The 19,591-nt window shown below is 70.7% G+C and carries 17 protein-coding genes; 7 read left to right on the forward strand and 10 right to left on the reverse strand.

All coding sequences use genetic code 11. The features are described from left to right. Position 1 precedes the first annotated feature (1 nt). Positions 2 to 1,396 (forward strand): class II fumarate hydratase, encoded by a 1,395-nt coding sequence (locus tag TBIS_RS15315; RefSeq protein WP_013133313.1) that lies wholly within the window; start codon positions 2 to 4, stop codon positions 1,394 to 1,396. Positions 1,397 to 1,544: 148 nt separating this feature from the next. On the opposite strand, the gene TBIS_RS19190 is transcribed toward TBIS_RS15315, so the two are convergent. The 3 genes from TBIS_RS19190 to TBIS_RS19955 all read right to left on the reverse strand — a co-directional run bounded on the left by TBIS_RS19190 (position 1,545) and on the right by TBIS_RS19955 (position 5,743). Then, positions 1,545 to 2,321, reverse strand: coding sequence for a hypothetical protein (locus TBIS_RS19190; RefSeq protein WP_148231545.1), 777 nt, complete (start codon positions 2,319 to 2,321; stop codon positions 1,545 to 1,547). A 667-nt stretch (positions 2,322 to 2,988) separates the two neighbouring features. Beyond that, a complete protein-coding gene (locus TBIS_RS15325) occupies positions 2,989 to 4,941 on the reverse strand; it encodes a glycosyltransferase family 2 protein (RefSeq protein ID WP_013133315.1) in 1,953 nt (650 codons plus the stop codon). Positions 4,942 to 5,026: 85 nt separating this feature from the next. Beyond that, positions 5,027 to 5,743, reverse strand: a complete 717-nt coding sequence (locus TBIS_RS19955) for an aggregation-promoting factor C-terminal-like domain-containing protein (RefSeq protein ID WP_013133316.1) — start codon at positions 5,741 to 5,743, stop codon at positions 5,027 to 5,029. A 251-nt stretch (positions 5,744 to 5,994) separates the two neighbouring features. On the opposite strand from TBIS_RS19955, the gene TBIS_RS15335 reads away from it, so the two are divergent. Genes TBIS_RS15335 through TBIS_RS15345 form a run of 3 tightly spaced genes read left to right on the forward strand, consistent with a single transcriptional unit; the run spans position 5,995 to position 8,656 of the window. After that, on the forward strand, positions 5,995 to 6,669 hold the full coding sequence (locus TBIS_RS15335; protein ID WP_013133317.1) for a response regulator transcription factor: 675 nt from the start codon (positions 5,995 to 5,997) through the stop codon (positions 6,667 to 6,669). After that, the gene (locus TBIS_RS15340) at positions 6,666 to 8,114 is read left to right on the forward strand and encodes a sensor histidine kinase (protein ID WP_013133318.1); all 1,449 of its coding nucleotides are present in this window, start codon (positions 6,666 to 6,668) and stop codon (positions 8,112 to 8,114) included. Before TBIS_RS15335 ends, TBIS_RS15340 begins: the two co-directional genes overlap by 4 nt. After that, on the forward strand, positions 8,111 to 8,656 hold the full coding sequence (locus TBIS_RS15345; protein WP_013133319.1) for a hypothetical protein: 546 nt from the start codon (positions 8,111 to 8,113) through the stop codon (positions 8,654 to 8,656). The genes TBIS_RS15340 and TBIS_RS15345 overlap by 4 nt, the downstream gene beginning before the upstream one ends. Positions 8,657 to 8,660: 4 nt before the next feature. Here the strand turns inward: TBIS_RS15345 and TBIS_RS15350 are convergent, their stop codons facing one another. The 6 genes from TBIS_RS15350 to TBIS_RS15375 form a co-directional block, all read right to left on the reverse strand. After that, positions 8,661 to 9,971 (reverse strand): RNA 5'-3' helicase PhoH2, encoded by a 1,311-nt coding sequence (locus TBIS_RS15350; RefSeq protein ID WP_013133320.1) that lies wholly within the window; start codon positions 9,969 to 9,971, stop codon positions 8,661 to 8,663. Between the two features lie 249 nt (positions 9,972 to 10,220). After that, entirely contained in the window at positions 10,221 to 10,982 is a 762-nt protein-coding gene (locus tag TBIS_RS15355) for an isoprenyl transferase (RefSeq protein ID WP_013133321.1), read from the reverse strand. Between the two features lie 621 nt (positions 10,983 to 11,603). Further along, positions 11,604 to 13,400 (reverse strand): phosphoenolpyruvate carboxykinase (GTP), encoded by a 1,797-nt coding sequence (locus TBIS_RS15360; protein WP_013133322.1) that lies wholly within the window; start codon positions 13,398 to 13,400, stop codon positions 11,604 to 11,606. A 767-nt stretch (positions 13,401 to 14,167) separates the two neighbouring features. Further along, the gene (locus tag TBIS_RS15365; RefSeq protein ID WP_013133323.1) at positions 14,168 to 15,526 is read right to left on the reverse strand and encodes a C40 family peptidase; all 1,359 of its coding nucleotides are present in this window, start codon (positions 15,524 to 15,526) and stop codon (positions 14,168 to 14,170) included. A 123-nt stretch (positions 15,527 to 15,649) separates the two neighbouring features. Continuing rightward, positions 15,650 to 16,153, reverse strand: a complete 504-nt coding sequence (greA, locus tag TBIS_RS15370) for a transcription elongation factor GreA (protein WP_013133324.1) — start codon at positions 16,151 to 16,153, stop codon at positions 15,650 to 15,652. Positions 16,154 to 16,229: 76 nt separating this feature from the next. Beyond that, positions 16,230 to 16,667, reverse strand: coding sequence for a DUF4307 domain-containing protein (locus TBIS_RS15375; RefSeq protein ID WP_013133325.1), 438 nt, complete (start codon positions 16,665 to 16,667; stop codon positions 16,230 to 16,232). A 157-nt stretch (positions 16,668 to 16,824) separates the two neighbouring features. Between TBIS_RS15375 and mca the strand changes: the two genes are divergently transcribed. Genes mca through TBIS_RS15390 form a run of 3 tightly spaced genes read left to right on the forward strand, consistent with a single transcriptional unit; the run spans position 16,825 to position 18,188 of the window. Further along, positions 16,825 to 17,685 (forward strand): mycothiol conjugate amidase Mca, encoded by an 861-nt coding sequence (mca, locus tag TBIS_RS15380; RefSeq protein ID WP_204251893.1) that lies wholly within the window; start codon positions 16,825 to 16,827, stop codon positions 17,683 to 17,685. A 9-nt stretch (positions 17,686 to 17,694) separates the two neighbouring features. After that, the gene (locus TBIS_RS15385) at positions 17,695 to 17,892 is read left to right on the forward strand and encodes a hypothetical protein (RefSeq protein ID WP_013133327.1); all 198 of its coding nucleotides are present in this window, start codon (positions 17,695 to 17,697) and stop codon (positions 17,890 to 17,892) included. Beyond that, a complete protein-coding gene (locus tag TBIS_RS15390) occupies positions 17,889 to 18,188 on the forward strand; it encodes a GNAT family N-acetyltransferase (RefSeq protein ID WP_013133328.1) in 300 nt (99 codons plus the stop codon). Before TBIS_RS15385 ends, TBIS_RS15390 begins: the two co-directional genes overlap by 4 nt. 12 nt (positions 18,189 to 18,200) lie before the next feature. On the opposite strand, the gene TBIS_RS15395 is transcribed toward TBIS_RS15390, so the two are convergent. Next, positions 18,201 to 19,343: a hypothetical protein gene (locus tag TBIS_RS15395; protein WP_013133329.1), complete on the reverse strand. Its 1,143-nt coding sequence runs from the start codon at positions 19,341 to 19,343 to the stop codon at positions 18,201 to 18,203. Between the last annotated feature and the right edge of the window lie 248 nt (positions 19,344 to 19,591).

Here is a 19,591-nt window from a genome sequence, read left to right on the forward strand (position 1 = left end):
CATGGACGAGTATCGCGTCGAGCACGACTCCATGGGCGAGGTACGGGTACCGGCGCGTGCCAAGTGGCGGGCGCAGACCCAGCGGGCGGTGGAGAACTTCCCGGTATCCGGCCAGGGCCTGGAGCCGGCGCACATCGCCGCCCTTGCCCGGATCAAGGCCGCCTGCGCGAAGGTGAACGCCGCGTACGGCGTGATCCCCCGCGACATGGCCGAGGCGATCCAGGAGGCCGCGCAGGAGGTGATCGAGGGACGCTGGAACGACCAGTTCCCCGTCGACGTCTTCCAGACCGGGTCGGGCACCTCGTCCAACATGAACGTCAACGAGGTGATCGCCACCCTCGCCGAGGAGCGGCTGGGCCGTCCGGTGCACCCGAACGACCACGTCAACGCCTCCCAGTCGTCCAACGACGTGTTCCCGTCCTCGATCCACATCGCGGCGACGGAGATGGTGGTGCACGGGCTCACCCCAGCCCTGGAGCACCTCGCCACCGAGCTCGAGGAGAAGGCGGCCGAGTTCGCCGACGTGGTGAAGGCCGGCCGTACCCACCTGATGGACGCCACGCCGGTCACGCTCGGCCAGGAGTTCGGCGGCTACGCCACCCAGATCGAGCTGGGGATCGAGCGGCTGCAGGCGGTGCTGCCGCGCGTCGCCGAGCTCCCGCTGGGCGGCACCGCGGTGGGCACCGGGGTGAACGTGCCGGGCCCGCGCTGGGCGGCCGACGTGATCGAGGAGCTGAGCCGGATGACCGGCCTGCCGTTCACCGAGGCGCGGGACCACTTCGAGGCGCAGGGCGCGCGGGACGCCCTGGTCGAGCTCTCCGGCGTGCTCAAGGTGATCGCGGTATCGCTCAACAAGATCGCGAATGACCTGCGCTGGATGGGGTCGGGGCCGCGCACCGGGCTCGCCGAGATCAACCTGCCCGACCTGCAGCCCGGTTCGTCGATCATGCCGGCGAAGGTCAACCCGGTCGTCCCCGAGGCGGTCACCATGGTCGCCGCGCAGGTCATCGGGAACGACACCACGGTCACCCTCGCCGGGGCCTCCGGCGCGTTCGAGCTCAACGTGATGCTCCCGGTGATCGCCCGGAACGTCCTGGAGTCGATCCGGCTGCTCACCAACGTCTCCCGGCTGCTCGCCGACCGGTGCGTCAGCGGGATCACCGCGAACGTGGCGCGGCTGCGGGAGTACGCCGAGTCCTCCCCGTCGATCGTCACCCCGCTCAACCGGTACGTCGGGTACGAGGAGGCGGCCCGGATCGCCAAGCAGGCGCTCCAGGAGGGCAAGACGATCAAGCAGGTGGTGATCGAGCGCGGTCACGTGGCGGCCGGCCGGATCACCGAGGAGGAGCTCGACCGGGTCCTCGACGTGCTCGCCATGACCCGCCGCCCCACCTGAGCTCAGCACGACGGCCGGTCAAGAACGGAGCATCTGCGAAAGGCGCGGCCTCAGTGTCTGGCCTTGGGGTGGCAGGGCGCTCTCAGGCGACGCGAAAGCGACATCCGGCCGCGGGCGGCGCTCCCAAGGCTTACCGGCAGGCGAACTGTCACTCGCGGACCCAGGTGGTGAGCTCGAATTCCACCGTGGGGATCGTATTGCCGATTCCCGCGTTGTAGGCGATGTTCGTTATGGTCGCCCGTGCCACGCGCCCGGTCTGGGTGATCGCGCAAAGCGCGGCGCCCACCTCGAACCCGACCTCCTCAGCGCCTGCACCCTTCTCAATGTTCAGGCTACCGAGCGACGCCGCCGACGCCGCTGCCGCGCACTGTTCCGGGCCGGCCTCCGCGCCCTTTCTCAACAGGCCGACAGAGGTGTTCTGACGCACGATCAGATTGGCATCGGCGCAAGTCTCATAGACCATGTCTATGGCGTCCCGTTGCGCCTGGCTGAGCTCACTCGCATTGGTCACCCGGCGAGTGATGGGATTGTCTCCACCGGTAGGACTCCCGTCGAAGTCGACGGCAATGTAAGGACTGCAGGTCCTGCCGTCGTGAGCGCTCCGGATGGTGAGCGGAATACCGGAATGCTCAAGGCGGTACGATCCCGATTCGGACGTTTCCGAAGGGGCAGGACCACTGTCCGCTGAATTCTCTGCCCCGGTACCCGGCGACGTGGCCACATGGCCGCCCTGGACGAGCACGCTTCGGCTCGGGCTGTGCGTCGGTGAATCAGAGATGATCGGCTCATTCGGCCCGCCTCCGAGCAGCGGGATGAGCCCGACTGCGCAAGAAATCATCCCGGCGAGCCAATGGCCGATCTCCAGCGGGTGGGGTCGCCGATCCTCCGGGTGACGCACCCGGTTCACCCGCATGATTATGGCCACTGCGAGAAGTATGCAACCAAGGACCAAAAATACGTAGAGAAACGGGTGATTCATCAGGCCCCCTCACACAGCCGAGGAGAGACAGGATCACCTGGGGACGCCAGTTTATAGATTGAACCCGCTATTGGTGTATCAATCACGCGTGCATGACCGATCGCCGGCGCGGCCGACTCATTCGCAGTCACGCGAGAAAACACTTTGAAGCGGGGAACCGCAGCTCGATCGAGCCGGGTATGGCTCCGCAGCCCTCCGGTGATGTCTTCGCCCCACCTCGCATGCCACACGCGAGGAGGCCAGGGTGACCGCATGAAATGTGCGGTTGAATGCCGTTGAAAGGTTCAGACCGATTCGGTCGAGCGGCCCTCCGCAGCCGTGTCCACGGCTCTGCGGCTGCGGGCGGCGGCGAGCGAGTCACCCACCCCTGACCGGCCGGCTCCGGCGCGACGACGTGCCGCACACGGGGGCGAACAGACCGGAACCACCGGCCGGCGCGGCACCGATCGGAAGAGGCCTGGCCACAGGCGGGAACGCCTGTTGATGGACGGGCCGGGGCGTTCGTGGTGTCGCCAGCAGGCCGCCGGCCCGCCGCGATGGGCGGCCGGGTCCTGCGGCTCGCGGCCCACGGTGGGCACCGGCCCGCCGTAGCGGGCGGGCGGCGAGCAGCCGGTCAGGCGGGGATCCGGGCCCTGGATCGGACCCCGGCCAGGCGGCGCAGCCGTACCGCGACCCGCCGCACCAGCGAGGGCGCGGGGCGCACCGACGTGGGCGCCACCCGGACCTGCCCGCCGCGCCCCACCTCCAGGGCGAAGCGCAGGTCGACGTCCTTGCCGCCGGCCCGCAGGGTCGGCAGCCAGGAGCCGGGGCCGAGGAACTCCTCGGTGCTCACCCGGTTCACCGGCACCTTGGCGACCAGCTGCCCGGCGAACCGGCCGGGGATCCCCGGTTCGACGAGGGCGGGCACCACCATGGCCCGGCCGCGCCCCTGCCGCTCGCGGAGCACCAGCTCCACCGGGGGACCGCCGCTCGGCGGCACGTACGGCACGGGCACCACCACGAACGCGTGCCCCTCCTGCTGGATCACCGAGGCCCGCGAGGAGACCAGGGCGATCGACTCGGGGAACGACCGCGGCTCCACGCAGACCCCGAGCTCGCCGCGCTCGGTCCAGCACGGCACCACGAGCCGCCGCATCGGCTCGGCGAGCACACCGGCGCAGGTCAGCCGCACGTCCGGGCGGGCGACCCTGGCCCGGCCGGGGTGGAGGCCGCGCATCCGGACGTGGACCTCCCACACCCCGGGGCCGAGCGGCCGGCCCAGCGCGGCCGTGCCCACGTCGAGCCGCGCCTGGCCGCTCACCCAGATCCGCACCCCGTCCCCGAGGTCGGTGCTGCCCACCGAGCTGGTCACCGGCACCAGGTAGGTGTCCCCGGTGGCCTCGTCGCGGACGTACACCTCCAGGCGGGTCCGCCGTACCGCGTCGGTGACGTCCACGGTCTCCGCGGGGAACAGGTCCGCGAGCTGCGCGGGGGGCGACCACAGCAGGCGGCCGTCCTCCTCCCGGAACCGCATCGGCCGGCCGTCGGCATGGAGGATCTCGGCGCCGAGGTCGAGGACGAGCACGCCCTGCTCCCAGCGCATGTCGCGCAGCTCGGCCCGGAACCTGGTGCCGCGCAGCGCCTGGCCGAGCACGGCCAGCGCATCGGGCCGGTCCCGGCGGAGCAGGGCGGCGCGGGCCCGGTGGTGGAGCGGGAGGTGCGCGTCCACGGTCTCGGGCACCCGCTCCAGGGTGAACCGGCGCAGGAACGAGAAGAGCACGGCCCGCTCCTCCGGGCCGGCGGCGAGGTAGCGCCCGCCCAGCCGGCGCAGGCCGAGCACCCGGTACCAGTGCGCGTAGATCCGGTCCCGCCGGACGCCGGGCTCGGTGTGCGCGTCGATGGCGTCGAAGATCGCGTTCAATCCGTCGAAGAGCGCCTCGGCGGACGGCTGCTCCTCCGCGGCCGGTCCCAGGTGGCAGCAGACCTCGTCGGCGAGCACCGTGATCACCTTTGCGCTGAGGTACGCCTTGGTGACGAAGGTCTCCTCCGACAGCGGGCGATCGGGGAAGCGGAGCTGGCGCGCCTCGAGGAACTCGCGGCTGAACAGCTTGTGCGCGGTGGGCAGGGCGAGGAGGTGGTCGCGGAGCACGTCGGCGCGGATCCGGCTCTCCGCGAAGGCGGCCGGCGGCACGGCCCCGGGGCGCCGGTCGGCGAGCCTGCCGACGAGGATGTCGGCTCCGGACGCCACGGCCATGCCGTACATCCGCTCCAGGGCGCTCGGCTCCAGGCGGTCGTACTGGTTCATCAGGTAGACGTACTCGCCCCGCGCCACGGAGAGCCCGACGTTGCGGCCGCGGGCCGGCGAGCCGGTGTGGTCGAGGTGGAGGACGCGGACGTTGGGCCGGAGCTCGGCGATCGCGTCCAGCCGCCGCAGGGTCCCGTCCGTGGAGCCGTCGTCCGCGAAGATGAGCTCACACTCCTCCGGCGGCAGCGACTGATCGAGCAGCGACCGCAGGCACGCGCCGAAGTCATCGTTCGTCAGGCCGGGGTTCGACACCGGTACGACCACGCTGACCTTCACACCCATGAGGCCCAGGGTGCAACGCGGGCGGCGGCGGCTCGATCAGGCTTGCCGAAAGGTCAAGCAAATCTGACCAGAGTTTCGACCCCGCTCAGTACCAGCCTTTGGCCTGCGAGTGGGCCCACGCGGCGCACGGCGTGCCGTACCGGGCGGCGATGTAGTTGAGACCCCACTTGATCTGGGTCGCCGGGTTGGTCTGCCAGTCCGATCCGGCGCTCGCCATCTTGTGCCCGGGGAGGGCCTGGGGGATGCCGTAGGCGCCGCTGTAGCGGTTCATCGCCCGCTCGTTCCAGCCGCTCTCCTTGTCCCAGAGCCGCTCCAGGCAGCCCCACTGGTCGCCCCAGCCGCGCGCCTCGGCCATCTGCTTGCCGATCGCCTTGTTGCTGCCGGGGTTGGGCGTCGAGCCGGGCGGGAAGTTGTACGGCGCGAACCCTCCGCCGCCGGGGGCCTGCTTGACGATCTTCACCGGGGAGAGCTCGACCTCGCGGTTCTCGCGGAGGGCCTTGAGCCGCTGCTTGCGGTAGGCCTGCACGGCGTGGGCCTTGAGCGCGTCGCTCTCCGGGTTGGGCGCGTACGGGTCCGCGGCCGCGGCGATGGCCAACGGGTCGAGCGGCGTGTGGGGCGCCTTGGCGTTCTCCCGTGCCGTGTGCACGAGGTACGCGGTGCCGCCGGCCAGGACGGCGACGCTGACGCCGAGGATCGCGATCCGCTTGGGAGTCAGCCAGCGGGGGGTGGACCGGGCGCGCGACCTCCGGGCGTGGGCGCGGGACGCGGGCGCGCGCTCCTTTAGTTGCTGACCTGAGCTCACGGCCTACGAGCTTGCCGTAACTTGACGATCTTCGCAGCCTGATCGGGCGACTGGATTAGGTTTTCACGGCTTTAGCACTGGTCACTGCAGTTTTTCACTGTATGTGATTTTTGTCACATGGATTCGTTTCAATGATCATTACCGCACGTCCCGGAATCCCGGCACCCCCGACTCTCGGCGCGGCCACCGTCTGTTTACGCTTGAGTTACGTTAACTGGGGAGTTTGACGGTATCCGCCCATAATTGTCCACGTGGCAGGCATCCTTCTCGTCGAAGACGACCCTTCGGTCCGGACCGGGCTGGAGCTCGCGCTCACCCGGCAGGGTCACTCGGTGACGTCGTGCGCGACGGGTGAAGAGGCGCTCGACCACGTGCGCACCCGCCGTCCCGAGATCGTGATCCTGGACGTCATGCTCCCGGGCATCGACGGGATCGAGGTCTGCCGTCGCATCCGCAAGATCGACTCGCTTCCGGTCATCCTGCTCACCGCGCTCGGCGACGACCTCGACGTGGTGGTCGGGCTTGAGGCGGGCGCCGACGACTACGTGGTGAAGCCCGTGCAGCCGCGGGTGCTCGACGCCCGGATCCGCGCCATCCTCCGGCGCGTGGAGTCGGTCCCGGCCGACCGGCTCACCTTCGGCGACCTCGTGATCGACCGGGGGGCGCTCAAGGTGACCCTGAAGGGCAAGGAGGTCCACCTCACCCCGACCGAGCTGCGGCTGCTCCTGGAGCTCGTCCGCCACCGGGACAAGGTGCTCAACCGCCGCTACCTCCTCCGCACCGTCTGGGATCACGGCCACGTGGGCGACTCCCGGCTCGTCGACACCTGCGTCCAGCGGATCCGGGCGAAGATCGAGCCGGTGCCCTCCGAGCCGAGGTACATCCACACCGTCCGCGGCTTCGGCTACCGGTTCAGCCCTCCATGACCTGGCTGCCCACCAGTCTCCGCGCACGCCTGGTGATCACCTTCACCCTGGTGGCCATCAGCGCATCCGTCATGGTCGCCGGGCTCGGCTACCAGCTCGTCCGCCGGGAGCTGCTCGGCCGGGTGGAGCAGCACACGGTGGCCGAGGTCCGCGACACGCTCTCGACGATCACCCTGCCGATCGGCACCGCCGACGTGGTCTGGGCGAGCGGCTCCACCATCACCGACGGCGACCTGCGGGACCTCGTCGCCGCGCTCGACGGGCCGCGACGCGACGTGATCATCACCTACGGCCACCAGTGGCGGGCGAGCCCCGACGCCCGGGTCACCCTGGCCGACGTGCCCGACCAGCTCCGCTGGCGGGCCGCCCAGCGCCTGGTCTACCAGCGCATCCGGGTACGGGATGAGCCCTACCTGGTGGTCGCCGCCCAGATCCACCGCGTCAACCACAACGGCCAGCCGAAACCGACCGGGCTCACCGGCTACGTGTTCCTCTCGCTCAGCAACGAGGAAGAGGTGCTCACCCGGCTCCGCACCTCCCTCGCGCAGGCCGGGCTCATCACGCTGATCATCGCGCTCAGCGTCGCCCTGTTCTCGGCGCGGCAGGTCCTCCTCCCGGTGCGGCGGCTGGGCGCGGCGGCCCGGGCCCTGGGCGCCGGCGAGCTGCACGTCCGCCTCCCCATCCGGGGACGCGACGAGCTCGCCGAGCTCACCGCCACGTTCAACGAGACCGCGGCCGCGCTGGAGCGCACCGTCTCCGAGCTGCGCTCGCTGGAGTCCATGTCCCGCCGGTTCGTCGCGGACGTCTCCCACGAGCTGCGCACCCCGCTCGCCGCGATGACCGCGGTGACCGACATGCTCTCCGAGGAGGCCAAGTCGCTCCCCGACGACGTCGGCGAGGCCGTGCAGATCGTCATCCGGGAGATCGAACGGCTCCAGGTGCTCGTCGACCACCTGATCGAGATCAGCCGCTTCGACTCGGGGGCCGCCGTGCTCCGCCAGGAGCGGGTCGACGTCGCCGACACGCTCACCGACTGCCTCGAGATGCGGGGGTGGGCGGACCAGGTGAAGCTCAACGTGCCGAGCGGCCTCACCTTCCTGCTCGACGCGCGGCGGTTCGACGTGATCATCGCCAACCTCGTCGGCAACGCGCTCCGGCACGGCGCCCCACCGGTGATCGTCACCGCGCGCCTCGTCGAGGACGGCCTCGAGGTCCTGGTCCGGGACCACGGGCCGGGCATCCCCAAGGAGGCCCTCCCCCACGTCTTCGACCGGTTCTACAAGGCGGGCGCGGACCGGGCCCGGAGCGACGGCAGCGGGCTCGGCCTCGCCATCGCCAAGGCCAACGCCGAGCTCCACGGCGGCTCGATCACGGTGGAGCTGTGCGACCCCGGCACGCTCTTCCGCGTGTACATCCCGCGCTGGCCGGAAGGAGGCGGTGGATGAGCCGGAAGGCCCGCACCCTGCTCGCGGCGGCACTGCTCGCCTCCGCCACCGCCTGCGGAGTGGAGCCGTCCCCGATCAGCGACGCCGGCCCGGCCCCGGTGATCAGCGGCCCCACCATCCTCGCCCGGATCTACCTGGTCCGGAACGGGAAGCTCTGGCCGACCACGGCCGCCGTGCGGTCGCCGCACGTGAGCGACGTCATGCAGGCGCTGTTCAACGCCAAGGGCAGCAAGGACAAGGGCATCGGGACCGAGCTGAGCGGGCTCACCCTCTCCCAGGTCCAGCTCGTCCGCTACAGCGCCGAGGCGGGCGGCCGCAACGACCCCGACAACACCCTCGGCCTGCGCATGCGGCTCTTCGTGAGCGGCCGGAAGATCTCCAGGCTCGCCATGGCACAGATCATCTGCACGGCGCGGCTCAGCCCGGAGATCTGGGCCGTGGAGATCGCCCACGTCACGCCGAAGGGCACCGGGTCGCTGAAGACCCACACCTGCCGGGAGTACTGGGAGCTGGCCACGGGCAACGACCAGCTCCCGCCCTGACGCCTCAGATCGTGATGTCCTGGAGCATCTCCGTGACGAGCGCGGCGATCGGCGACCGCTCGGACCTGGTCAGCGTGATGTGCGCGAAGAGCGGATGCCCCTTGAGCTTCTCCACCACGGCGACCACGCCGTCGTGCCGGCCCACCCGGAGGTTGTCGCGCTGCGCCACGTCGTGGGTGAGCACGACCCGGGAGTTCGACCCGATCCGGGAGAGCACGGTGAGCAGCACGCCCCGCTCGAGCGACTGCGCCTCGTCCACGATCACGAAGGCGTCGTGGAGCGAGCGCCCCCGGATGTGGGTGAGCGGCAGGACCTCGAGCATCCCGCGATCGAGCACCTCCTCGATCACCTCGGGGCTGGTCACCGCGCCGAGCGTGTCGTAGACCGCCTGGGCCCACGGGCCCATCTTGTCGTTCTCCGTGCCCGGCAGGTACCCGAGCTCCTGGCCGCCGACCGCGTACAGCGGCCGGAACACGATGATCTTGCGGTGCTGGCGGCGCTCGAGCACGGCCTCCAGGCCGGCGCAGAGCGCGAGCGCGGACTTGCCCGTCCCGGCCCGGCCCCCGATCGACACGATGCCGATCTCGGGGTCCATGAGCAGGTCGAGCGCGATGCGCTGCTCGGCCGACCTGCCGCGGAGGCCGAAGACCTCCCGGTCCCCGCGGACCAGCCGCACCGACTTGTCCGGTGTGACGCGGCCCAGCGCGGAGCCGCGGGTCGACAGCAGCCGGAGCCCGGTGTGGCACGGCAGGTCGCGTGCCTCGGCGAGCTCGATGGTGCCGTGCTCGAAGAGCATCCTCAGGTCGTCGTCGGTCACCTGGAGCTCGGCCATGCCGGTCCAGCCGGACTCGATGACCATCCCGGCGCGGTACTCCTCCGCGTTGAGGCCGAGCGACGCCGCCTTGAGCCGCATGGGCAGGTCTTTCGAGACCAGCACCACGTCGCGGCCCTCCGCGGCGAGGTTCTGCGCGACCGTGAGGATGCGGCTGTCGTTATCCCCCGAGCGGAGTCCGGCCGGGAGGACCGCCGGATCGCTGTGGTTGAGCTCGACCCGGATGGTCCCCTCTCCGATCGGCACCGGTTGATCCAGGCGCCCGTGCCGCACCCGGAGGTCATCGAGGAACCGGAGCGCCTCACGCGCGAAGTAGCCGAGCTCCGGGTGGTGGCGCTTGGCCTCCAGCTCGTTGATGACCACGATCGGGATGACGACCTCGTGCTCGGCGAAGCGGCTCATCGACGCAGGGTCGGCGAGCAGCACGGAGGTGTCGAGAACGTAGGTGCGGGTCTGGGTCGGGTTGCTCGAGGACACTGCCACGCGTTCTCCCCCGGGTGCCCGGTGCGGGCACCCTGCGTTGTGCTGGTGGTGAACGGACCGGACCCGTGCCCCGCCGGAGCGGGCAGGGTTTCCGGCCCTCCCCGCATGGTCATGGCGCAAGGACGGGCCCTCTCCCGAGGTGATGGGCGCCGCCGAACGGCTCGGCGACGGCTCCCCTCCCACGGTACGTAACGAAACCTCCAGGCCCAAGAGGCATTTCGTGACCGGGAAGTGACGTTACGGCCCGTGTCAGATGCCGTACCGACGGTGACGCGCGGCGTACGAGCGGAGTGCCCGGAGGAAGTCCACTTTGCGGAAGTCAGGCCAGTAGGCCTCGCAGAAGTAGAACTCGGAGTGGGCGCTCTGCCAGAGCAGGAATCCGGAGAGCCGCTGCTCTCCCGACGTACGGATGACGAGGTCCGGGTCGGGCTGGCCGCGCGTGTAGAGATGCTTCGCGATGTGCTCCACATCGAGGATCTCGGCGAGCTCCTCGATGGTCGCGCCCTTGCTCGCGTGCTCCTGGAGGAGCGAGCGCACCGCATCAGCGATCTCACGCCTTCCTCCATACCCAACCGCAACGTTCACAATCAGCCCAGGACGGTCGGATGTGGCTTCTTTGGCGTACTTGAGCACGCGAGCGGTGTGATCGGGGAGCAGATCGAGCGCTCCCATGGGGTTGAGGTGCCAGCCCTGCGCGACCAGGTCCATCACGAGGTTCTCGATGACCCGCAGCAAGGACTCGAGCTCGGACTTGGGCCGGCCGAGGTTGTCGGTGGAGAGCAGCCAGAGCGTCACGATCTCGACGCCGACCTCCTTGCACCAGACCAGGAGCTCGGAGATCTTGTCGGCGCCCTTCTGGTGTCCCCGGCTCACGTCGCTCAGGCCCATGGCCCGCGCCCACCGGCGGTTGCCATCGACGATCACGCCGACGTGCCGGGGGATCTTCGCCGAGGCCAGCTTCCGCTCGAGCCTGCGCTCATACACCTTGTAGATCAGATCGCGCACGCTCATGCGGGTCCTCTTCCTCGAGCACGACCTCTGATTCGGACCGGCTGGGTTCGGCCGACAGGAGCATTATCCGACTTAATCGGCGTGCCTTGGCCTGTTCTGTGCGGGATGGGGCCTGTCATCGGGCGCCGTACCGCGGGCGGGCGCGGGCCGAACCCCCGGTGATTCCGCCGTGGGCGAACATGCCTGGTCAGCGGAGTGCCGGCGGGCGCGGTTTCGGGCGTGGCGGGCGCGCGGACCGGCCGAGCCCGCCGGGGAGGTCCCGCCGGCGGGAGCGACGGCGTACGGCCGGGCGCTCCGCGGGCGGGTGCCCGCCCGGCGCGGATGGGCAGCACCCGTGAGCACCCGACCGGTGAGGCCGGGCGCCCGGCGGCGAGGATGCGTGCCCGCCCCGGCGGCGGCAGCGGGCGCGGACAGGGCGGGCGACCCTCCCGGCACCGGCCTGATGGCATGCCATGCGGCGTGCCGAGGCGCACCGGGCCCACCGGGATCGGCGGGCCCGGCACCGGCATATGGGCACCGGGGACGCCCCGGAGGGCACCGCGGATCGCGTGGGGCGTCCCCGGAGACGGTGGGCCGGGGGCACGGGCGGCGCGGCCGGGCGCCGCCGGCTCACCCCCGGGCTCAGCCGAGACGCTTCACCAGGGCGTGGTACTCGTCCCAGAGCTCGGACGGCGTGTGGTCGCCGAAGGTCTCGAGGAACGGCGGGATCAGCTCCGCCTCCCGGCGCCACTCGTCGACGTCCACGGTGAGCAGGGCCTTCAGCCGCTCCTCGGGCAGGTCGAGCCCCTCGGTGTCGATCGTCTTGGGCAGGTTGCCGATCGGGGTGGCCACCGCCTCGGCCGTGCCGTTCAGCCGCTCGACGATCCACTTGAGCACCCGGCTGTTCTCGCCGTAACCCGGCCAGAGGAACTTGCCGTCGGCGTCCTTGCGGAACCAGTTCACGTAGTAGATCCGCGGCAGCTTCTCCGGATCGGTCATCTTGCCGATCTTGAGCCAGTGGGCGAAGTAGTCGCCCATGTTGTAGCCGCAGAACGGCAGCATCGCGAACGGGTCCCGGCGGAGCTCACCGACCTTGCCCTCGGCGGCCGCGGTCTTCTCCGAGGCCACGTTGGCGCCGAGGAACACGCCGTGCTGCCAGCTGAACGCCTCGGTGACGAGCGGCACCGTGGTCGCCCGGCGGCCGCCGAACAGGATGGCCGAGATCGGCACGCCGTTCGGGTCCTCCCACTCCGGCGCGATCGTCGGGCACTGCGAGGCCGGCACGGTGAACCGCGCGTTCGGGTGGGCGGCCGGCTCGGGGCTGTCCGGCGTCCAGTCCCGGCCCCGCCAGTCGATCAGGTGCGCGGGCGGCTCATCGGTCAGGCCCTCCCACCAGACGTCGCCGTCGTCGGTGAGCGCGACGTTGGTGAAGATGCAGTTCCCCCAGAGCGTCTTGATCGCGTTGGCGTTGGTCGACATGCCGGTGCCCGGCGCCACCCCGAAGAAGCCGGCCTCCGGGTTGATCGCGTACAGCCGGCCGTCCGGGCCGAACCGCATCCAGGCGATGTCGTCGCCGATCGTCTCCACCTTCCAGCCGGGGATGGTCGGCTGGAGCATCGCGAGGTTGGTCTTGCCGCAGGCGGAGGGGAAGGCCGCCGCGATGTACCGCGGCTCGCCCTCCGGCGGCGTGATCTTGAGGATGAGCATGTGCTCGGCGAGCCAGCCCTCGTCGCGCGCCATCACGCTCGCGATCCGCAGGGCGTAGCACTTCTTGCCGAGCAGCGCGTTGCCGCCGTAGCCCGAGCCGAACGACCAGATCTCCCTGGTCTCCGGGAAGTGGCTGATGTACTTGGTCTCGTTGCACGGCCACGGCACGTCGGCCTGGCCGGGCTCGAGCGGCATGCCGACCGAGTGGACGCACTTGACGAAGTCGCCCCGCTCCTCGATGAGGCGCAGCGCCCGCTCGCCCATCCGCGTCATGATCCGCATCGACACCGCGACGTACGCGGAGTCGGTGAGCTGGACGCCGAGCTGGGAGATGTTCCCGCCGAGCGGGCCCATGCAGAAGGGGATCACGTACATGGTCCGCCCGCGCATGCAGCCCTTGAAGAGGGTGGCGAAGGTGCGGCGCATCTCGTCGGGCGCGATCCAGTTGTTGGTGGGGCCGGCGTCCTCCTGCCGCTCGGAGCAGATGAAGGTGCGGCTCTCCACGCGTGCGACGTCGCTCGGATCCGAGGCGGCGTAGAAGCTGTTCGGCCGCTTGGCGAGGCGTTTGAAGGTGCCCTGCTCCACGAGCAGGTTGGTCAGCCGCGTCCACTCCGCTTCGGAGCCGTCACACCAATGGATCCGGTCGGGTTGGGTGAGCTCGGCGATCTCCTTGACCCACTCGACGAGGCCGGTGTGGGTGGTGGGCGCAGAAGTCTCCACTGGCACAGACACGGGACCGCTCCTTCAAATCTCGCTGGGCCAGATCATCTTCAATGATGAATAGCCACCCGATCCAATTGGCCTAGACCAACCAAGAGCGCATGATGTTGAACCGGCAATTTTCACCGCCGGTTCGATCTCATGCTTCCCGCGTGCGCACGTAAGAAGCCCCCGGAGTCTAATCGGATCTTACCCGCTTTTCGCGGCCTTAAAGGAGGGGCACCGGTTTCCTCGATGATCTCGACTGGTATAGTCCAAATGATTTGGTCTAGACCTCGAGCGAATTCCTGCGCGGCACCGCACCCGTTCCACCGTAACGGATGATCGATCATTCCCCGGAAGATCTCGCAGGTCAGAGCGGTATGCAATGCCCCGGCACCCGATGATCCGCAATTCCCGCCGGAAAACCGGGCTGGACGCCGATCATCGGATCGGAAATCGTTCACCGCTCAGCGGTAGGGCCGAAGGTCCCGGGAAGATGTGGTGAACATCACTTCGCCTTCCGGCTCGCCGGCGGGCGCGATCCTTCCGGGCCGATCACGCCTCTCCGCCGGCAATCCGATCGCCGATCGCGCCGGGCCGTGATCTGGGCAACAAAAGACTGGCCGGCGCGGTAAATCGCGGGGCCCGCACCCGCGGCGGTGATTTCTTTCCGGCGTGTTTCCCGCGGTTCTCCACCGGGTTTCGCGCGGCCGCGGACGGCCCGGCGGCTCAGGCCATGGGCACGCCGGGAAGGCCGGCGAGCGCGGGTCCGTGGTGTGCGCCGGGCCGGCGGAGGCTCAGCCCACCCGCGCGGCGGCCTGCGGGCTGACCCGGACGGCGCCCGCGAAGTTCCGCAGGTAGATCTTGCTGATCTTCACCACGTCGCCGCGGCGCGGGGCGTGGAGCATCATCCCGTTGCCCCAGTAGATCGCCACATGCGAGATGTAGCCCGGGTTGGTCGGGTCGTTGCGCCAGAACAGCAGGTCCCCCGGGCGGGCCTCGGCGAGCGGGATCCGCGGCCCGGTCGCCCACTGCTGCGCGGCCACCCGGGGCATGCGCACCCCGGCCTGCCGGTACGCCCACTGGACCAGGCCGGAGCAGTCGAAGCCGTCCGGGCCCTCCGCGCCCCAGACGTACGGGCTGCCGAGCTTGCTCGCCGCGGCCCGGAGGACGGTCTGGACCTGCTGCGCCGTCAGGAAGGCGCTCTCCGGCCACGCGGTCCGGCCCTTGGGCGGGACCACCACCGGATTGATCACCACCACCTGGGTGCCCTTGGGGAGGATCTTCCGCAGCCGGGCGCGCAACCGGGCGCTGTCGGTCTTGGGCGCGCTGACCACCAGGGCGTTCCCCTCGGGCATGCCGAGCTCCCGGGCGGTCCGCCGGGACACGATGGCGGCGATCGACCCCATGCCGACCGTGGCGTACGCCCCGACGCGCAGCCGCAGCCCGCCCGCGGCCACCGTCGAGCCGAGCGCCACCCCGCCGTCCCGGCCGAGGTCGAACGAGACCGCCATGGCCCCGTCGGCGATGTTCTGCCACAGCGTGTCCGAGCGCGCGGTGACCTCCGGGGTGAACGACCGGAAGGTGGACGGGTCCACCCCCATGGTCGGCACCCGCTTGCCGTCCACCCGGATCTCGGCGGCGTCGGCGACCTCGGCCGCCGCCACCCCGGGCGTGCCGCGCACCGCAGCCACCACCTCGGCGCCGAGGGGCCGCTCGGCGACCACGAGCACGTGCGGCGCGTGCAGGCGCTGCAGGGGGGCGACCGGCGAGCCGCCCGTGGGCTGGTCCGACGGCCGGGCGGGCTCGCCGGCCGTGCGCTCCGGCACGGGCTCCCGGCGCTCCGCGGCCGCATCGCCGCTCCCCGCGGCGTTGCGCTGCAGCGCCGCCCACGGCCGCTCCCCCACGGCCGCGCGCCGGCCGTCCGGCCCTTGCCAGCCCGCGAGCAGCACGACGTCGGCCACGACCACGGAGCCGAGCAGCACGGCGATGACCTGCACGGTCCGGCGGAGGTGCGCCGCCCGCCGCGCGGGGTCGCGGCGCCACGGCCTGGGGCGGTAAGCGAGGTCCTGGCGGATCTCGGCGGCGATCCGGGCGAGGCCGCTCCGCGACGGAGCGGAGCCAGGCGCCCGGTGGTCGAGCACGGCTCCCGACACCCCTTCCCTGACCCGGCTCAGAAGATCAGGTCCGAGAGTGCCGCAAAGGCCGGGAACCCGCAACGAATCGTGGGATTCCCGGCCTTTCAAGGGCTCTTGGGATTCGCCGGTCTCAGCGGCTCGTCACTTGCTGCCGACGTACGGCACGGCCTCGAGGATCTCGACGGAGCGCTGCTTGCCGTTGGGCAGCGTGAAGGTGGCGCGCTCGCCGACCTTCTTGCCGGTGATGGCCTTGCCGAGGGGAGAGTTGGGCGAATAGACGTCGATGGGGACTCCGCTCTCTTCCCGGGAGGCCAGGAGGAAGGTGACCTCCTCGTCTTCTCCGTCGAAGCGCACCGTGACGGTCATGCCCGGCTCCACGATGCCGTCGTCGGCCGGAGGCTGACCGACCTTGGCGTTCTCCAGGATCTCCCGGAGTCGGTAGATCCGGGCCTCCAGCTTGCCCTGCTCGTCCTTGGCGGCGTGGTAGCCGCCGTTCTCCCGCAAATCACCCTCTTCCCGGGCAGCTTCGATCTTCTTGGCGATCTCCGCACGCGCCGGGCCCGTAAGGTACTCGTACTCCGCCTTGAGGCGGTCGTACGCCTCCTGCGTCAGCCAGGTGACTTTGTCGTTCTGGGAGACGGCCACGGGCTCTCCTTGCTTCCGTAGGTCAGTCGAAAGGCGGTGTCAACGCCTTCGAGCGCTTCCCCGTATAAAGCTTCCACTATACGAGATCACAGTTCGTGACCCGTATCCCCACGGCCTGCCCGGTGGTCCTCAGCCGTTCGGTCACGGTCACCTTGGAATCCCCGGCGGGAATCCGGACTTCACGGCTGCCGACTTCCATACGATAGGTATCGATCGCCTGCACGCGGCAGACGGCCGCTCGATCGGCGGGCTTGCTCACCGACATCGTGATCTCCGTCGAGTCCGGTGAGAGCGCGCTGATCCTGATCACCTGGGCGTCCACGATCGGGTTCCCCCGGGAGATCAGCAAGACGGTCCCCCAGCCGACGACCAGCATCGCGACCACGAGGCCGATGATGAGGTACCCCAGGATGCGCCCACGGCCGGCCGGCCGGCTCGGAAACTCGCCAGGAGTGCCGAGTATCGGGCGGAACTGTTGTCCGTTCCCCTGGGCGCTAGCCTGATCGCTGGACATCCGTGGGTCTCCTGGATCTGCCGGTCCTCGATGATCGTTCTCAGGCCGCGAACGGCGACCACGAGCCGTTGATCCGCGCGGCACGGCCTGAATAACTACCCTTCTCCCAACGCTACTAGACACCCTGAGGAGTCCCGTGAGCGAGCCGTTGAGACTTATGGCGGTCCACGCACACCCCGACGACGAGTCGAGCAAGGGCGCCGCGACCATGGCGCGTTACGTCGCCGAGGGCGTCGAGGTCCTCGTCGTGACGTGCACCGGCGGTGAGCGCGGTTCGATCCTCAACCCGAAGATGGACCACCCGGACGTCCTGGCGAACCTGCCGGAGATCCGCCGCCAGGAGATGGAGAAGGCGCGGCAGATCCTCGGTGTCCAGCAGCGCTTCCTCGGGTTCGTCGACTCCGGGCTCCCCGAGAGCGAGGACGAGCCGCTGCCCGAAGGGTGCTTCGCGGTCCAGCCGCTCGAGGTCGCGGCCCGGCCGCTGGTGGCCGCCGTCCGTGAGTTCCGGCCGCACGTGATCCTGACGTACGACGACGACGGCGGGTACCCCCACCCCGACCACATCATGACCAACCGGATCTCGGTCGAGGCGTTCGAGGCCGCCGGCGACCCGGAGCGCTACCCCGGCACGGGCGACCCCTGGCAGCCGCTCAAGCTCTACTACCACATGAGCTTCACCAAGGAGCGCTTCGAGGCGCTCCACGCGGCCATGGCCGCGCGCGGTCTCGGCTCGCCGTACGCCGACTGGATCGCCCGCTGGGAGGACCGCCCGCGGAAGTGGGAGGTGACCACCCGGGTCCACTGCGCCGACTACTTCGAGATCAGGGACCAGGCCCTCCTCGCGCACGCGACCCAGATCGACCCGGACGGCTACTGGTTCGCCTGCCCCCTGGAGATCCAGAAGGAGGCGTGGCCGACCGAGGACTACCACCTCGCGCGCTCGCTGGTGGACACCATCCTGCCGGAGGACGACCTGTTCGCCGGGATCCGCGCCGAGGTCTCACCGGCCTGCCCATAAGCTGAGGGTGTGGATGCGTATCTCAGCGGGCTGACCGCCTTTCTCATCACCCTCGCGCTCGCGGTGGCCCTCGTCCTGCTCTACAGGTCGATGAGCCGGAAGATCACCAGGATCCAGCGGTCGCAGGAGCAGGACGGCGCGGAAGGCGCACCGCGCAAGGACGGCGAGGAGGGCGCGAAGAACCGGTCACGGGACGCCGGCCGATGAGCGAGGTCGTACGGAACGAACAGGCGCGGCGGTACGAGATCTTCGTGGAGGGTGAGCGCGCCGGGCTCCTCACCTACCGGCTGAGCCCGGGCCGCATCGAGTTCCCGCACACGAAGGTCGATGAGCGGTTCGAGGGCCGGGGCCTGGGCAGCAGGCTGGTCCGGGCCGCGCTCGACGACGCGCGAGCCGCCGGGCTGAAGGTCGCCCCGACCTGTCCCTTCGTCGCCGCGTACATCCGCCGCCACCCGGAGTACCGGGACCTGGTGGCCGACGACTGCGCCGACCTGGTGCGCTGACCCGGCCTCCGCTCACCCGGGGGACCAGGCGCGCTCGAGCGCCTTCGGCAGGCCCCACCAGCCCAGCGGGGTGAGCACCTCCGAGCGGTCCACGATCCCCAGGTGCGCCCACAGCGGCGTGACCACGCTGAACAGCTTCTCGATCGCCTCGATGTCCTCGGGCTCGTCCGCCTCGGCGAAGCCGTCCTCCGAGTCCGCGATGAACCGGGCGAGCCGTTCCGGTGAGGCGAGCACCCCGGGACCGCGGCGGACCAGGGCGACGACCGCGGCGAGCCAGTCGGTGTACTGGATGGCGCAGAGCGAGGCGAGGATCGAGTCCTCCCGGCTGAGCTCCCCGTCGATGAACCGGGCGGCGTCCGCCTCGCCCGGGAGGCCGGTGGCCGGGGCGACCAGGCCGGCGGCGACGGTGAGCCACAGCTCCTCATCGCTCTCCGGGATCCCGTCGGCGCCGAAGCCGGTGCAGGCGCGGAGCACGGTGCCCGGATACCCCGGCGCGGCGAGCGTGGCCCTGAGCCGGGCCGCGGCCGAGCGGAGCTCCTCCTCCGGGCAGGGCGGCTCGGGCAGGTCCTCCAGGAGCCGCCGCAGCTCGCTCAGCGCGAACTCCTCCTCTTCGTCCCAGACGGCGTAGAACTGCCGGTCCTGCTCGTCGTTGACCTCCTCGCTCGGAATCCGGCCGTCCGGGAGCGGCGTGTTCAGCCAGCGCTCCTGGAGCTCCTCATAGGCCCGGCGCGCCTCCGGGTCCCCGGCCACGAGCGCGTCCGGATCGATCTCCCCGGCGGCGAGCCGCTCCTCCAGGAACGCCACCAGGCGGGCGTACATCTCCGAGGCGACCGGGCCGCGCTCGTCCTCCGCCGGCCACAGGAAGAAGCTCCGGGTGAGCATGATCGGCTCGGTGCCGCTCGCCTCCAGCCAGCGCTGCACCTCCCCGACCGTCGCCACCCCGGCCTCGATCCGGGTGAGGATCTCCCTGGCCGACCGCCAGAACGCGGTGGAGAGCGGGTTGCCCGCGGCGGTCAGCTCCCGCTGCAGGTCGGGCAGGGCGACGAGCGCCTGAGCCGACGGTACGGCCAGCAGCGCGCGGGCCACGTCGCGCCGGGTGAGCGCCCACGGCGGGCGCCCCGAGTGCCGCACCGCGAAGTCGAGGTCCAGTCCCACAAACGCAACCTACCCCGGAGCGGTGCGCCACGCTCGGTTCGCGCGCTGTGTCGCGGTCACCGTCGCCCGCCCACACGATCACGACGCCCGCGCTCACGACCACAGGTGCCCGCCCCCGCGATCGCCCGCGCCCGCGCTCACGACCACAGGCACTCGCCCCCGCGATCGCCGGCGCCCGCCCTCGTGATCACAGGACCCGCACTCGCGGTCACCGGCGCCCCGTCCCCGCGATCACCGGCGCTCGCCCG

This window comes from Thermobispora bispora DSM 43833, assembly GCF_000092645.1.
Classification (GTDB): domain Bacteria; phylum Actinomycetota; class Actinomycetes; order Streptosporangiales; family Streptosporangiaceae; genus Thermobispora; species Thermobispora bispora.

What these genes read in the sequence shown, in the direction of transcription:
- TBIS_RS15340 (WP_013133318.1), top strand. Translation starts at nt 6,666, where the DNA reads ATGACCTGGCTGCCCACCAGTCTCCGCGCACGCCTGGTGATCACCTTC.
- TBIS_RS15325 (WP_013133315.1), bottom strand. Translation starts at nt 4,941, where the DNA reads ATGGGTGTGAAGGTCAGCGTGGTCGTACCGGTGTCGAACCCCGGCCTG.
- TBIS_RS15355 (WP_013133321.1), bottom strand. Translation starts at nt 10,982, where the DNA reads ATGAGCGTGCGCGATCTGATCTACAAGGTGTATGAGCGCAGGCTCGAG.
- TBIS_RS15390 (WP_013133328.1), top strand. Translation starts at nt 17,889, where the DNA reads ATGAGCGAGGTCGTACGGAACGAACAGGCGCGGCGGTACGAGATCTTC.
- mca (WP_204251893.1), top strand. Translation starts at nt 16,825, where the DNA reads ATGGCGGTCCACGCACACCCCGACGACGAGTCGAGCAAGGGCGCCGCG.
- TBIS_RS15315 (WP_013133313.1), top strand. Translation starts at nt 2, where the DNA reads ATGGACGAGTATCGCGTCGAGCACGACTCCATGGGCGAGGTACGGGTA.
- TBIS_RS15345 (WP_013133319.1), top strand. Translation starts at nt 8,111, where the DNA reads ATGAGCCGGAAGGCCCGCACCCTGCTCGCGGCGGCACTGCTCGCCTCC.
- TBIS_RS15375 (WP_013133325.1), bottom strand. Translation starts at nt 16,667, where the DNA reads ATGTCCAGCGATCAGGCTAGCGCCCAGGGGAACGGACAACAGTTCCGC.